Annotated in this window: 12 protein-coding genes and 1 pseudogene; all 13 read left to right on the forward strand. The window is 41.0% G+C overall.

What is annotated here, in order from left to right:
* Positions 1-713 (forward strand): annotated as a pseudogene (locus RYL77_RS07710) (peptide-binding protein); the annotation flags it as partial.
* A gap of 311 nt (positions 714-1,024) precedes the next feature.
* Positions 1,025-1,480, forward strand: coding sequence for a hypothetical protein (locus tag RYL77_RS07715; RefSeq protein WP_315010860.1), 456 nt, complete (start codon positions 1,025-1,027; stop codon positions 1,478-1,480).
* 165 nt (positions 1,481-1,645) lie between these two features.
* Positions 1,646-2,740: a cystathionine gamma-synthase gene (locus RYL77_RS07720; protein WP_153224094.1), complete on the forward strand. Its 1,095-nt coding sequence runs from the start codon at positions 1,646-1,648 to the stop codon at positions 2,738-2,740.
* Positions 2,741-2,747: 7 nt separating this feature from the next.
* The gene (locus RYL77_RS07725) at positions 2,748-3,914 is read left to right on the forward strand and encodes a MalY/PatB family protein (protein WP_315010861.1); all 1,167 of its coding nucleotides are present in this window, start codon (positions 2,748-2,750) and stop codon (positions 3,912-3,914) included.
* A 103-nt stretch (positions 3,915-4,017) separates the two neighbouring features.
* Entirely contained in the window at positions 4,018-7,116 is a 3,099-nt protein-coding gene (locus RYL77_RS07730; protein WP_315010862.1) for a DEAD/DEAH box helicase, read from the forward strand.
* Positions 7,117-7,163: 47 nt separating this feature from the next.
* A complete protein-coding gene (locus tag RYL77_RS07735; RefSeq protein WP_315010863.1) occupies positions 7,164-7,781 on the forward strand; it encodes a cystathionine gamma-synthase in 618 nt (205 codons plus the stop codon).
* A gap of 10 nt (positions 7,782-7,791) precedes the next feature.
* On the forward strand, positions 7,792-9,126 hold the full coding sequence (gene murC, locus RYL77_RS07740; RefSeq protein WP_315010864.1) for a UDP-N-acetylmuramate--L-alanine ligase: 1,335 nt from the start codon (positions 7,792-7,794) through the stop codon (positions 9,124-9,126).
* A gap of 9 nt (positions 9,127-9,135) precedes the next feature.
* Positions 9,136-9,597, forward strand: a complete 462-nt coding sequence (locus RYL77_RS07745; protein WP_315010865.1) for a GNAT family N-acetyltransferase — start codon at positions 9,136-9,138, stop codon at positions 9,595-9,597.
* On the forward strand, positions 9,594-10,145 hold the full coding sequence (locus tag RYL77_RS07750; RefSeq protein WP_315010866.1) for a GNAT family N-acetyltransferase: 552 nt from the start codon (positions 9,594-9,596) through the stop codon (positions 10,143-10,145). Before RYL77_RS07745 ends, RYL77_RS07750 begins: the two co-directional genes overlap by 4 nt.
* A 182-nt stretch (positions 10,146-10,327) precedes the next feature.
* Entirely contained in the window at positions 10,328-12,097 is a 1,770-nt protein-coding gene (mltG, locus tag RYL77_RS07755; protein WP_315010867.1) for an endolytic transglycosylase MltG, read from the forward strand.
* A gap of 61 nt (positions 12,098-12,158) precedes the next feature.
* Positions 12,159-12,641, forward strand: coding sequence for a transcription elongation factor GreA (gene greA / locus RYL77_RS07760; RefSeq protein ID WP_000818769.1), 483 nt, complete (start codon positions 12,159-12,161; stop codon positions 12,639-12,641).
* Between the two features lie 223 nt (positions 12,642-12,864).
* The gene (locus tag RYL77_RS07765; RefSeq protein ID WP_315010868.1) at positions 12,865-14,229 is read left to right on the forward strand and encodes an amino acid permease; all 1,365 of its coding nucleotides are present in this window, start codon (positions 12,865-12,867) and stop codon (positions 14,227-14,229) included.
* 100 nt (positions 14,230-14,329) lie between these two features.
* Positions 14,330-14,740, forward strand: coding sequence for a GNAT family N-acetyltransferase (locus tag RYL77_RS07770; protein WP_315010869.1), 411 nt, complete (start codon positions 14,330-14,332; stop codon positions 14,738-14,740).
* The last annotated feature ends 323 nt before the right edge of the window (positions 14,741-15,063 follow it).

Genomic DNA, 15,063 nt, shown 5'->3' on the forward strand with positions numbered 1-15,063 from the left:
AATTTGCAGAAGCTAAGAAAGAACTCCAAGCCAAAGGAGTTCAATTCCCTATCCACTTGGACATGACTGTTGACCAAGCTGCTAAACAGATTGTCCAAGAGGCAAACTCTATGAAGCAATCTATTGAAGCAGCTTTAGGTGCAGAAAATGTTGTAATTGATATTCAACAACTTTCTACTGAAGATTATGACAATTCAAGCTATTTGGCTCAGACAGCAGCTCAGAAGGATTATGATCTTTACAACGGTGGTTGGGGTCCTGATTACCAAGATCCTTCAACCTACCTTGATGTCTTTAACGTTCATTCTGGTGGTTTGATGCAAAATCTAGGTTTAGAGCCAGGTGAAGCCAATGACAAGGCTAAGGCTGTTGGACTAGATGTCTACACTCAAATGTTGGAAGAAGCTAACAAGGAACAAGATCTTGCGAAACGCTATGAAAAATATGCTGAGATCCAAGCTTGGTTGGTAGATAGTGCTTTAGCAATTCCAAATGTTTCTAAGGGTGGAACACCAACATTGAGAAAAACAGTTCCTTTCTCTTCACCGTATTCATTAGCTGGTAATAAAGGTATCGAATCCTATAAATACCTCAAAGTACAAGATAAGACAGTCACAAAAGACGAATTTGAAAAAGCTAAAGAAAAATGGTTGAAAGAAAAAGAAGAATCTAATAAAAAAGCCCAAGAAGAATTGGCAAAACATGTCAAATAAGGATTTTTCAAGAAAAACGATGGTTTCGAAGGAAACTGTCGTTTTTATATAGAATGATGGAAAATTTTGAAGAAAAATCTTACATTTTTTATTTGTTTCTTTGATTTATGTTATAATGAATATAACAAAATATTATAAAAACTACTTTCGAAATCTCCCCAATGTTGATTGAAGTATGTATATGCTAGAGTGATTTTATAGGAGGGATGCCATCTGTTGGAAAAGTAAGATAAAATGTAACAAATGATAAGTTCTTCTTTATGTGAAGAGTTCTTATCTGCCTATTTAGTGATTTTTATGGAGGTAACATTATGGGCGCTATTATGGAGTTTGCAACAGAAAAACAGATTGCATCATTTCTGTCAACTTGTCGCATTGAAGGGCAAAAGAATTTTCTGATGGCCTTCAAGAAAAAGACATGGCTGAAATCCTTTATTGATTTCTTCGTTATAGGAGGAAGTTACTATGTTCAGTCGAGTGTGAAGCCTAAGATTCTGGCATTCACACTTAAGGGAATCTACTTGATGGACATCAGTGATGTGACTGAGAGTCGTTCTAATCACGTCGTAGAGATGCCTTGGAATCAAGTTCAAGATTTTACTTATAAGACAGTCTTGAATACAGTTAGGCTGAACTGGAACTATCAAAATGAAGACTGTATTTTTTCTGTGGATGTCGGTCAGCTTAGTCAGCATGTGGGTCAGTATCAATTTAACAAAGAGCATTATGACTATTTATCCCAACACGATTTCTTTCGGTTCAAGTAAATCCAAGTAATCATTTTCACAAAAGAATCTGGAGTGTTTTCTGGATTCTTTTTTAACTTTATTCGATAAGTGTATAGTTTGAAACTATAACTAGCTCTTGAAAAGAAGAAAACGAGTTGATGAAAATAAGTGGTACAATAGTTACTATAGATTTGGAGGAATTGTATGAGCAAGGAATTACACATTAACACAATTTTGGCCCAGGCGGGCATTAAATCAGATGAAGCGACAGGTGCATTGGTGACACCGCTTCATTTTTCAACGACCTATCAGCATCCAGAGTTTGGTCGATCTACTGGATTTGACTATACGCGCACCAAAAACCCAACTCGTAGTAAGGCGGAAGAAGTCTTGGCGGCTATTGAGTCAGCAGACTATGCTCTAGCGACTAGCTCAGGGATGTCAGCTATTGTACTGGCCTTTAGCGTCTTTCCAGTGGGAAGTAAGGTCTTGGCAGTGCGTGACCTTTATGGTGGTTCTTTCCGCTGGTTTAACCAAGTGGAGCAGGAAGGCCGTTTCCATTTTACTTATGCCAATACAGAAGAAGAGTTGATTGCTGAGTTAGAGAAGGACGTGGATGTTCTCTATATCGAAACGCCAACCAATCCCTTGATGTTAGAATTTGATATCGAAAAACTAGCAAAACTGGCTCATGCTAAGGGTGCCAAAGTGGTGGTGGACAACACCTTCTACAGCCCTATCTATCAACGTCCGATTGAAGATGGAGCGGATATCGTTCTTCATTCAGCAACCAAGTATCTAGCAGGCCACAATGATGTCTTGGCTGGAGTGGTTGTGACCAATAGTTTAGAACTATACGAAAAGCTTTTTTACAATCTCAATACGACAGGGGCAGTCTTGTCTCCATTTGACAGTTATCAATTGATTCGTGGTCTCAAGACCTTGTCACTTCGTATGGAGCGTTCAACAGCCAATGCCCAAGAAGTGGTTGCCTTTTTGAAGGATTCTCCAGCAGTTAAGGAAGTTCTCTACACTGGTCGTGGGGGCATGATTTCCTTTAAAGTAGCCGATGAAACACGCATTCCTCACATTTTAAACAGCCTCAAGGTCTTCTCTTTTGCGGAAAGTTTAGGTGGGGTAGAAAGTCTCATTACTTATCCAACGACGCAAACTCACGCTGATATTCCAGCAGAAGTGCGCCATTCTTATGGTTTGACAGATGACCTTTTGCGCTTGTCAATTGGGATTGAAGATGCTAGAGATTTGATTGCAGATTTGCGCCAAGCCTTGGAAGGATAAGACAAAGATGGGAAAATATGATTTCACAAGCCTGCCTAATCGTTTAGGGCACCATACCTATAAATGGAAAGAGGCGGAAACGGATAGCGAAGTCCTACCAGCTTGGATAGCAGATATGGACTTTGTAGTTTTGCCTGAAATCCGCCAAGCTGTGCAGACTTACGCAGACCAACTGGTTTATGGTTATACCTATGCCAGTGAAGAGTTGATTAAGGAAGTTCAAAAGTGGGAAGCGACACAACACGGCTATCACTTTGACAAAGAAGCTCTTGTCTTTATCGAGGGTGTGGTACCAGCCATCTCAACAGCCATTCAAGCCTTTACAAAAGAAGGCGAGGCAGTTCTGATTAACACACCAGTCTATCCACCTTTTGCTCGCAGTGTCAAGTTGAACAACCGCAGATTGATTACCAATTCTTTAGTGGAAAAGGATGGTCTGTTTGAGATTGACTTTGACCAACTGGAGAAGGATTTGGTCGAAGAGGATGTCAAACTCTATATTCTCTGCAATCCTCACAATCCTGGTGGACGTGTTTGGGAAAAGGAAGTGTTGGAAAAGATTGGCCAACTCTGCCAAAAACACGGTGTTTTCTTGGTTTCAGATGAGATTCACCAAGATTTGGCCCTCTTTGGTCACAAGCATCATTCCTTCAATACCATCAACCCTGACTTTAAAGAATTTGCTATCGTCTTGAGCAGTGCCACTAAAACCTTTAACATCGCTGGGACAAAAAATTCCTATGCCGTCATTGAAAATCCTAAGCTGAGAGTGGCTTACCAGAAACGCCAGTTGGCTAATAATCAGCATGAAATTTCAGGATTGGGTTATTTGGCGACAGAAGCTGCCTATCGATACGGTAAAGATTGGTTAGAGGAACTCAAGCAAGTCTTTGAAGACCACATCAATTATGTGGTGGATTTATTTGGAAAAGAGACTAAAATCAAGGTCATGAAACCGCAAGGAACCTACTTGATTTGGCTTGATTTTTCAGCCTATGACCTGACTGATGAAAGATTGCAAGAGCTGTTGAGAAATGAAGCCAAGGTTATCCTCAACCGTGGTTTGGATTTTGGAGAGGAAGGGAGTCTCCATGCCCGCCTCAATGTAGCTATGCCTAAATCTCTGCTGCAAGAAGTGTGTCAGCGGATTGTGGATACTTTTGCCAAACTTTAAAAATCGTTATAAAAATCCAGCCTTCTAGGAGAAAGTCTTCTTGGAAGGCTATTTTCATAGGCGAAAATATGGTATAATAAAAAGATAAGGTAAAGGTGAAAATATGGCTAAATTGATTCCGGGGAAAGTCCGTATCGAAGGCGTTGCCCTTTATGAAACTGGTAAAGTTGACATCATCAAGGAAAAGAACAATCGACTCTATGCTCGCGTTGCAGAAGAAGAACTGCGCTATAGTTTAGAGGATGATTTGGTTTTTTGTGCCTGCGATTTTTTCCAAAAGAGGGGCTACTGTGTGCATTTGGCAGCGCTGGAGCATTTTCTAAAAAATGATGAGCGTGGTCAGAAAATCTTGCAGGGGCTGGAAGAAGGTCATGAAGAAAAAGAGGCTGTTGAAACCAAGGTGACCTTGGGTGGCAAATTTTTAGAACGAATCTTGTGTCCAAAATCAGACCGCTCCTATGAGTTGTCGGCTGTCGGTCAGGTGGAAGTAGGAACCAATCATATCTTGTGGACCCTGAGAATCGGGCAAATTAATAGTCAAAAATACTATGTCATTCGGGATATTCCACTCTTTTTAAAAGTTATCGAGCAGAGAAAGCCTTATATGATTGGGAAAACCTATGAGGAATCCTTATCTTGGGAAACCTTTGATGAGGCTAGCCAAGAACTATTGATGTTCTTGCGGGGACTAGTGGAGGAAGGACTGGTTCCAGACCTCTTTTTCCAAAACCAAGGTCGGCACCTCTTTTTTCCTCTGACTTTTTTTGAGCAGGGTGTGAATTTACTGATGACCTTGCCCCATTTTCAATTTGACCATCAAGTGGATAGCTACCAGGTTCTACTTTTTCAGGATATGCATGCTGATGCTAATCTTTTTGCCTTTACAGTAACAGAATACTCGGATTATTTTGAAATGGAAATCAGTGAGAGTCCAAGGGTCAATGTCTTTTATCAGGGAGCTGTGCTTTTCCATAAAGGACAGGTTTATTTTCTAACAGACCAGCAGATGCGTCTTCTCAAGGAAATCAAAGCGTTGCCTTTGAATCAACATGGAAAGAAATACCTGCAATTTGATAGCAGTGACCGCGATAAATTGGCTTCTTGTTTAACTCTTTTTAGCCAGATGGGGACTGTCTCAGCTCCGGAACGCTTACAAATCAAAACGTTTTTGCCATCGTTTTACTTTGACAGGGAAGAGGATAATCGGATTCGTTTAGAAATCCAGTTTGATTATGGGGATAGACAGGTATCTAGCCGACAAGATCTAGAAAAATTACCATTTTCGAGTGACGCGGACTTAGAAGAAAGAGTTTTCCAAGTCTGTTTGGTAGCTGGATTTGAAGCAGACTTTCAATCTTGGCGTCAGGCCTTAAAAGCGGAGTCTGTCTATCATTTCTTCCATGACATCATTCCAGTTTTTGAAAAACTCGGGCATGTTGACCTATCAGACAAGCTTGAAGAACTTTATAACCTAGCTAGCCCTCAAGTGCAGATTGCCTCCAAGGGAAGTCTCTTGGAAATTCAGTTTGATTTTCAAGAGATTGCTCAAGAGGAAATTGACCAAGCCATGCAGGCCTTGGTTGCCAATCAAGATTTTTACATTGGTTCGTCTAATCAAGTCTACTTTTTTGATGAAGAAACCAAGAAGATTCGCCAAAATTTACAGGAACTGGGGCAGTTTGAATTAAAAGATGGCTCCTTGCAGGCTCGAAAATCCTTGGCCTACAGTTTAGCTCATCTCTTTGAAGGGCGAGACCGTGTTTCTTTTTCACAAGAATTCCAGAATCTGGCCCATGACTTGACGCATCCAGAGGACTTTCCTCGACAAGCAACTCAGGTTCAGGCTGATTTGCGAGATTATCAGGAAAAGGGAATCGGCTGGCTGCAAATGCTCCATCATTATGGTTTTGGTGGGATTTTAGCTGATGATATGGGACTTGGGAAAACCCTGCAGACCATTGCTTTTTTGACCAGTCAAGTGACAAAAGAAAGTCGGGTCTTGATTTTAGCTCCGTCGGGTTTGATTTACAACTGGGCAGATGAATTTCAGAAGTTTACCCCACAGTTGGATGTGGCTGTTGTTCATGGTTTAAAGGCTAGTCGTGAAGAGATTCTTGCCGAGAGCCATCAAATCTACGTGACTAGTTATGCTACCTTCCGTCAGGACAGTGAGCTTTATCAGGGGATGGCCTTTGACTTCCTTTTCTTAGATGAGGCTCAGGTCATGAAAAATGCCCAGACCAAGATTGCCCAGACCTTGAGACAATTTGTGGTGCCGTCAGTTTTTGCTTTGTCAGGAACTCCTATTGAAAACCATCTAGGTGAACTGTGGTCTATTTTCCAAATCGTTATGCCAGGACTTTTGCCAAGCAAGAAAGAATTTATGAAATTGCCAGCTGAGCGCGTAGCTCAGTTTATCAAGCCTTTCGTGATGCGACGCAAGAAAGAAGAAGTGTTGACTGAATTGCCAGACTTGATTGAAGTGGTTTATAAAAATGAACTGGAAGACCAGCAAAAGGCTATCTACCTAGCCCAGTTGCAACAGATGAGAGATAGATTGGCTCAGGTGTCAGATCAGGAATTTCAGCGTAGTCGAGTGGAAATCTTGTCTGGTCTGATGCGCTTGCGCCAAATCTGTGATACCCCTGCCCTCTTTATGGAGGATTATCAGGGAGCCAGTGGCAAACTGGATAGCCTTCGTGACTTGCTGGTACAGGTAGCAGACGGCGGACACCGTGTCTTGATTTTCTCGCAGTTCAAGGGAATGTTGGAGAAAATAGAACAAGAACTGCCAGACTTGGGCATGACATCTTTTAAAATTACGGGTTCAACCCCAGCCAAGGAAAGACAAGACATGACCAAGGCCTTTAACCAAGGGGAAAGAGATGCCTTTCTGATTTCCCTCAAGGCTGGTGGTGTCGGTCTGAACCTGACAGGTGCTGATACCGTTATCTTGGTTGACCTTTGGTGGAATCCTGCGGTGGAAGCGCAAGCTATTGGCCGTGCCCATCGGATGGGTCAGGAAGAAACGGTTGAGGTTTATCGCTTAGTGACCAAGGGAACCATTGAAGAAAAAATCCAGGAACTCCAAGAACAAAAGAAACATCTGGTGTCACAAGTATTGGATGGAACAGAGTCACGTGGCAGTCTGACCCTAGCAGAAATTAGAGAAATTTTAGGAATTTCTGAAGCCAGCACTTGAAAAATCAAGACAATACGCTATAATGAAGTGTTGAAAGGAAATAGAAAATGAAACAAGAACGATTTCCATTGGTGTCAGATAATGAGGTCATACTGACTGAGGTACCAGTCATGGACCTGTACGATGAATCTGACTTTATCAGTAATATCAAGGGAGAATACCGTGATAAAAATTATTTAGAATGGGCCCCTATTACTGAAGAAACACCAGTCAAACCGATTGAAAAGCGAGTAGAGAAACCTAAAAAGGCTCCTTTAGGGGTTAAAAAAGAAGGAAAGAGCTATGCAGAGGTAGCGCGTGAAGAAGCGCGTGCGGACTTGAAAAAGAAACGCTCAGCAAGCTATCTGACTAAGGACATTACTCCTACAAGACGCCATTCTCAGCCAAGTCTAGTTAGACAGGGAAATCAACCTACCGCGCCTTTCCAAAAGGAAAATCCTGGTGAATTTGTCAAATATAGCAAAAAATTGACCCAGTCTCATTATATCTTGGCGGAAGAAGTCAAATCTATCTCTACCAAGAATGAAGAAGTGTCAGCACCTGCTCCAAAGAAAAACAACTATGATTTTCTGAAGAAGAGCCAAATTTACAATAAAAAGAATCAACAAAAAGAACAAGAACGTCGGGTTGCCCAAGAGTTGAATCTGACCAGAATTACAGAATAGGGGAGAAAACATGCCAAAGACATATCATTTTATCGGAATTAAGGGATCAGGGATGAGTGCCTTGGCCTTGATGTTGCACCAAATGGGACACAAGGTACAGGGATCTGATGTTGAAAAATACTACTTTACTCAACGTGGTCTTGAGCAGGCAGGAATTACCATTCTTCCTTTTGATGAAAAGAATCTAGACGGTGATATGGAAATTATCGCTGGAAATGCCTTTCGCCCAGATAACAACGTTGAAATTGCCTATGCGGACCAAAATGGTATCAGCTACAAACGTTACCATGAATTCCTAGGTAGCTTTATGTGTGACTTTGTCAGCATGGGAGTTGCTGGAGCGCACGGAAAAACTTCAACGACAGGTATGTTGTCGCACGTCTTGTCTCACATCACAGATACTAGCTTCTTGATTGGAGATGGGACAGGTCGTGGTTCAGCCAATGCCAAATATTTTGTCTTTGAATCTGACGAATATGAGCGTCACTTCATGCCTTACCACCCAGAATACTCGATCATCACCAACATTGACTTTGATCATCCAGATTATTTCACAAGTCTAGAGGATGTTTTCAATGCCTTTAATGACTATGCTAAACAAATTACCAAGGGTCTTTTTGTCTATGGTGAAGATGCAGAGTTGCGTAAAATTATGTCTGCTGCACCAGTTTATTACTATGGTTTTGAAGCAGAAGGTAATGACTTTGTAGCTAGCGATCTTCTTCGTTCTACAACTGGTTCAACCTTCACCGTTCATTTCCGTGGACAAGACTTGGGGCAATTCCACATTCCAACCTTTGGTCGTCACAATATCATGAATGCGACAGCTGTTATCGGATTGCTTTATACAGCAGGCTTTGATTTGAACTTGGTGCGTGAACACCTGAAAACATTTGCTGGTGTTAAGCGTCGTTTCACTGAGAAAATTGTCAATGATACAGTGATTATCGATGACTTTGCCCATCATCCAACAGAAATCATTGCGACCTTGGATGCGGCGCGTCAAAAATACCCAAGCAAGGAAATCGTCGCAATCTTCCAACCTCATACTTTTACAAGAACCATTGCTTTGTTGGACGACTTTGCCCACGCTTTGAACCAAGCGGATGCGGTTTACCTAGCACAAATCTATGGATCTGCGCGTGAAGTAGACCATGGTGATGTTAAGGTAGAAGACCTAGCCAATAAAATCAACAAAAAACACCAAGTAATCACTGTTGAAAATGTTTCCCCACTCCTAGACCATGAAAATGCTGTTTATGTCTTTATGGGAGCAGGAGACATCCAAAATTATGAGTACTCGTTTGAGCGTCTCTTGTCTAACTTGACAAGCAATGTTCAGTAGGACGTTCCCATGGAAATTCCAATTAAGATCATTCAGGCAAGTAAGTCTGATTTGGCTGAGATAGAGGCACTTCAGGCATCATCTTTTCCAGCTGAAAAGCAGCAACCTTCCCATATCTTAGAAGAAAGTATCCGTAAGTCTGCGGATACCTTTCTTCTAGCTAGGGATGAAAATCAGCTTCTAGGCTATGTTCTAGGTGGTCCTTACCCACACAATCCGCAATGTCTAGAAATACATTCTTTAGTCATTGAGTCTGACCATCAGAGACAGGGCTTGGGCACGCTTCTTCTTGCGGTTTTGAAAGAGGTGGCAGTTGAGCTGGATTACAAAGCTATTCGTTTGAAGAGTCCTGATGAGCTGCTTTCCTATTTTGAAATGAACGGTTTTATTGATGAAGAAACTTCCCTTTATGCAGCTGGTCAGGGTTATAGTATGATTTGGTTTAATCCCTTTTATCTGGAGGCAAAATGAAAATCAGGAAAGCAAGATTAGAAGATTTGGGTCGGATTGTCGAGATTGAACTAGAGAATTTCTCGGTCGAAGAAGCCATTCCTCGATCTGTCTTTGAAGCGCATTTGCGAGAAATTCAGACCTCTTTTCTGGTTGCGGAAAAAGAAGGCAGAATCATGGGCTATATAGAAGGGCCAGTTAGCCCCCACCGCCACCTGCAAGATCAGTCTTTTACAGAAGAGATAGAAGACCATAGTCATGATTCTGGTGGCTATATCTCTGTGACCTGTCTTTCTATTGCCAAGGAGGCACAGGGTCTAGGACTGGGTCAGAAATTGCTAACAGCCTTGAAAGAACTGGCTCTTAAACACGAAAGAGAAGGTATTAATCTAACCTGTCATGACTATCTCATTGCCTACTATGAAAAACATGGATTTGTCAATGAAGGCCTGTCCCAGTCAACCTTTGCAGGGGAAACTTGGTATGATATGGTCTGGGAAGCTAATACTCTTCGAAAATTAAATTCAAACCACGTCAGCTCTATCTGCAACCTCAAAACAGTGTTTTGAGCTGACTTCGTCAGTCTTATCTACAACCTCAAAACAGTGTTTTGAGCAACCTGCTGCTAGCTTCCTAGTTTGCTCTTTGATTTTCATTGAGTATAAAAAATAAGTCAGAAAAGCATGCTAGGTTGCTTTTCTTTCGTTTTTAAGATATAATATTATGGATTGTCAACGAGGAGGAAAAACTTTTGAGTGAAAAATCAAGAGAAGATGAAAAATTAAGCTTTAAAGAGCAGATTTTACGAGATCTAGAAAAATCAAAAAGTTATGATCAGACTCTAGCAGGAGATGAAAGAGGAGCTTCTACTCCTATAAGTGGGCCCTCTGCTGAGGACTTGATGGCTGATTCCTTGTCAGCGGTAGAAAGTATTATAAATAATGCTCCAGTAGTTCCTAGTCATCCAAGTCGGGTTACTCCAGCAGTTCCTAGTCATCCAAGTCAGGATGCTCCAGTGACTCCTAGCCATCCGAGTCAGGATGCTCCAGCAGTTCCTAGCTATCCGAGTCAGGATGCTCCAGCAGTTCCTAGCCATCCAAGTCAGGATGCTCCAGTGATTCCTAGCCATCCAAGTCAAGATGTTCCTGCTTCACCAGCCAATGAGAGCGGACCAAGACCAGGACCAGGTTCTGTTAGACCTAATAAAGTCGAAAGAGAATATAATGAAACCCCAACAAGGGTAGCTGTGTCCTATAAGACAGTAGAGAAAAAAGAAGAACAGGCACGTCCAGAAGCACCGACGCCTGTTACAGAAACAGTGGACATCATCAGTGATACACCACGTCGTAGCCGTAGAGAAGTAGCAAAACCAGTTAAGACTAAGAAAGAGAAAAAATCTGGATTCAAGGCCTTCTTCATTTCTTTATTGATTTTTCTTGCCTTACTCTCGGCAGGTGGTTACTTTGGTTATCAGTATGTGCTGGCTTCATTAGAACCAGTTGATCCTACTTCAAAAGAATATGTAACAGTTCAAATCCCTGAAGGAGCCAGTGTTCAAGAAATTGGTTCAACTCTTGAAAAGGCAGGTTTGGTGAAACACGGTATTGTCTTTGGTATGTATACTAAGTACAAGAATTATTCAGATTTGAAGGCTGGATATTACAATCTGCAGAAGAGCATGAGTACAGATGACTTGATCAAGGAATTGCAAAAGGGTGGTACAGCTGAAGCACAAGAACCTGTACTAGCCAGCTTGACGATTCCAGAAGGCTACACGATTGATCAAATTGCCCAAGTGGTAGGTCAATTGCAAGGTAACTTTAAAGAGCCTTTGACTGCGGATGCTTTCTTGGCTAAAGTTCAAGATGATAACTTTATCAGTCAAGAAGTTTCTAAATATTCAAACTTACTAGAAAGCTTGCCTACAAAAGAAAGTGGTGCTCGCTACCGTTTGGAAGGTTTCCTCTTCCCAGCTACCTACTCTATCAAGGAAAGCACAACTATTGAAAGCTTGATTGACGAGATGTTGGCTGCCATGGATAAGACCTTGACTCCACACTATAGTACAATTAAGTCTAAACACTTGACAGTCAATGAGTTGTTAACCATTGCTTCATTGGTAGAAAAAGAAGGAGCGAAAACTGAAGATCGTAAGATGATTGCAGGTGTCTTCTACAATCGTTTGAATCTTGGTATGCCTTTACAAAGTAATATTGCTATTCTCTATGCTGAAGGAAAACTTGGTCAGAAGATTAGTCTTGCTGATGATACTGAAATTGATACAACCGTCAATTCTCCGTATAATGTTTATACAAACCAAGGTCTGATGCCTGGACCAGTAGATAGTCCAAGCGCGGATGCTATTGAATCAAGTATCAATCAAACTAAGAGTGATAACTTATTCTTTGTGGCAGATGTTACAGATGGCAAGGTATACTTCGCTACGAACAAGGCAGATCATGACCAAAATGTTGCACAACATATCAATAATAAATTAACGCAATCAAGTAGTTCAAACTAAAATTATGTGGTTTTCCACATAATTTTGTTTTAAAAAATAAAGTAAAAGAAAGTTGAGAAAAATGGCAGAAAAAACATATCCTATGACACTTGAGGAAAAGGAAAAACTAGAAAAAGAATTAGAAGAATTGAAATTGGTTCGCCGACCAGAAGTGGTAGAACGCATTAAGATTGCCCGTTCATACGGTGACCTTTCAGAAAACAGTGAGTATGAAGCAGCTAAGGATGAACAAGCCTTTGTTGAAGGTCAAATCTCTAGCTTGGAAACAAAAATCCGTTATGCTGAAATCGTCAATAGCGACTCAGTTGCCCAAGACGAAGTCGCAATTGGTAAAACAGTGACTATCCAAGAAATTGGTGAGGACGAAGAAGAGGTTTATATCATTGTAGGTTCAGCTGGTGCAGATGCCTTTGCAGGTAAGGTTTCAAATGAAAGCCCGATTGGACAAGCCTTGATTGGTAAGAAAACAGGTGATACAGCAACCGTCGAAACACCTGTGGGTAGCTATGATGTAAAAATCTTAAAGGTTGAAAAAACAGCCTAATGATTAAAGGGAGCAGAAGGAGGGAAACACCCTGATTACTCCTTTTTATACTCTTCGAAAATCTCTTCAAACCACGTCAGCTTCGCCTTGCCGTAGATATGTTATTGACTTCGTCAGTTCTATCTACAACCTCAAAGCAGTGCTTTGAGCAACCTGTGGCTAGCTTCCTAGTTTGCTCTTTGATTTTCATTGAGTATTAGCTTTAAAAAGAATTGGAGACTATATGAGTTCAAAAAAGAAGCAAAATAAGATGGAGCGTGGTCTGACCAATCGTCACGTACAGGTTATGGCCATTGCTGGAACTATTGGAACAGGCCTCTTTCTGGGGGCTGGTCGTTCGATCAGTTTGACAGGACCTTCGATTGTACTAATTTACCTGATTACAGGAGCTTTTATGTTCCTTATGATGAGAGCGGTAGGAGAAATGCTCTATCAAGATCCTGAGCAACATACCTTTATTAACTTTATTACTCGCCATTTGGGTAAGGGTTGGGGACATTTTGCAGTCTGGTCTTACTGGTTATCTGTTGTCTTTATTGGTATGGCAGAAATTACGGCTATTTCGCACTATGTTCAGTTTTGGTTTCCTTCATGGCCTAGTTGGTTAATTCAAGTTGGATTTTTAACTGTTTTAGGTTTGGTCAATCTAATAGCTGTTAAACTTTTTGGAGAAGTTGAATTTTGGTTTGCTATGATTAAGATTGTAGCTATCCTTGCTATGATTGTGACGGGTATCTTTATGGTTCTGACAGGTTTTGAGACACCTCATGGAGTGGCTAGTTTGGCCAATATCACGGATAATTTCTCCCTCTTCCCTAATGGGGGAATCAACTTTGTCATGGCCTTCCAGATGGTCTTCTTTGCCTACCTCATGATTGAGTTTATCGGGGTCACGACTTCAGAAACCAAAAATCCACGTCAGGTCTTGCCAAAGGCCGTTAAGGAAATTCCATTGCGTATCGCCTTTTTCTATGGTGGTTCTCTAATTGCTATTATGGCGATTATTCCATGGAGAGAACTAGCTTCAGCAGATTCACCATTCGTTACGGTATTTGAACTAGCAGGTGTCAAATGGGCAGCAGCCTTGATTAACTTTGTCGTCTTGACGTCAGCAGCATCAGCTCTAAACTCAACCCTCTACTCAACAGGTCGCCATTTGTATCAAATTGCTCAAGATTTGCCAAATCCTCTCTTAAAAGCGATTAAAGCGGATACCTTATCTCGCTATAATGTTCCTCAAAATGCAATTTTGGCCTCAACTATTTTAATTGCTACAGCTGCTTTTATCAATGTCCTACCAGGGGTTTCGGACGCCTTTGCCTTGATAACAGCTTCTTCATCAGGTGTTTATGTGGCTATCTATATCTTGATTATGGTGGCTCACCTTAAATACCGCAAGTCACCAGACTTTATGGCGGATGGCTATCTCATGCCCCATTATCGTTTCCTAAATCCTTTAACTATGCTCTTCTTTGCCTTTGTCTTTGTAACCCTCTTTTTACAAGAGTCTACATTTGTAGGAGCAATCGGTTCAGCTATTTGGATTATCGGTTTCGGGATTTACAGCCAGTGGAAATTTAGAAAATAGATTTGAAACTCATCAACTCAGGTTGGTGAGTTTTTGCTAGTTTGACAGTCTATTGAAATAAGACTATAATCAAGCTGTATCAGTTTTCGAGGAGGTTTAGATGTACTTTAGATTGGAAAATGAGGAATCCCAGAAAGCACAAGAAATTGGGAATTTGATTCGTGCTTATAACCGTTCAAAAAGAGAAGAAGCTGAAAGTGAGCCATTGAATATTTATGTTGAAGATGAAAAAGGCAATCTTCTGGCAGGCTTGGTGGCTGAGACTTTTGGAAATTGGTTGGAAATTGAGTATTTGTTTGTAAAAGAGGAACTGCGAGGGCAAGGAATCGGTTCAAAACTATTGCAACAGGCTGAAAGGGAAGCTAAGAATCGAAACTGTCGTTTTTCCTTTGTCAATACTTATCAGTTCCAGGCACCAGACTTTTATCAGAAACATGGCTACAAGGAAGTCTTTGCTTTGAAAAACTATCCCTACACAGGACAAAGATTTTATTACCAAAAGGATTTGTAAGTAGAATATGAAATCAAGGGGGCTTGACATAAGTATGGAGGTGGACTGCTGGATATAATACTGGATATGGGCAATGTTTAAGGAGATTCTCGATCAGTAGCAGTTAGAACCTAGAAATTGTGTCTGTCTAGACGATATTGAGGATAATACAATCGCAGCTGAGAAATTGGGAATCAAGGTCTATAAGGTTAAGAAAAGAAGCGATGCCGTCGATTTTTTGAAAAAAATTGAATAAGCAGAAAACTCTCTATTATTTTGTGGTAGAGGTTTTTTGTTAATAAAATTTTACAAAATGACATTTATATATTGCATTAAGTTAGATA

This window comes from uncultured Streptococcus sp. (genome assembly GCF_963516515.1).
GTDB lineage: Bacteria > Bacillota > Bacilli > Lactobacillales > Streptococcaceae > Streptococcus.

Excerpts from the sequence above, each read along its gene's own strand:
- RYL77_RS07725 (WP_315010861.1), top strand. The coding sequence starts at position 2,748 with ATGGGAAAATATGATTTCACAAGCCTGCCTAATCGTTTAGGGCACCAT.
- RYL77_RS07720 (WP_153224094.1), top strand. The coding sequence starts at position 1,646 with ATGAGCAAGGAATTACACATTAACACAATTTTGGCCCAGGCGGGCATT.
- RYL77_RS07750 (WP_315010866.1), top strand. The coding sequence starts at position 9,594 with ATGAAAATCAGGAAAGCAAGATTAGAAGATTTGGGTCGGATTGTCGAG.
- RYL77_RS07735 (WP_315010863.1), top strand. The coding sequence starts at position 7,164 with ATGAAACAAGAACGATTTCCATTGGTGTCAGATAATGAGGTCATACTG.
- murC (WP_315010864.1), top strand. The coding sequence starts at position 7,792 with ATGCCAAAGACATATCATTTTATCGGAATTAAGGGATCAGGGATGAGT.
- RYL77_RS07730 (WP_315010862.1), top strand. The coding sequence starts at position 4,018 with ATGGCTAAATTGATTCCGGGGAAAGTCCGTATCGAAGGCGTTGCCCTT.
- RYL77_RS07715 (WP_315010860.1), top strand. The coding sequence starts at position 1,025 with ATGGGCGCTATTATGGAGTTTGCAACAGAAAAACAGATTGCATCATTT.
- RYL77_RS07745 (WP_315010865.1), top strand. The coding sequence starts at position 9,136 with ATGGAAATTCCAATTAAGATCATTCAGGCAAGTAAGTCTGATTTGGCT.
- greA (WP_000818769.1), top strand. The coding sequence starts at position 12,159 with ATGGCAGAAAAAACATATCCTATGACACTTGAGGAAAAGGAAAAACTA.
- RYL77_RS07765 (WP_315010868.1), top strand. The coding sequence starts at position 12,865 with ATGAGTTCAAAAAAGAAGCAAAATAAGATGGAGCGTGGTCTGACCAAT.
- RYL77_RS07770 (WP_315010869.1), top strand. The coding sequence starts at position 14,330 with ATGTACTTTAGATTGGAAAATGAGGAATCCCAGAAAGCACAAGAAATT.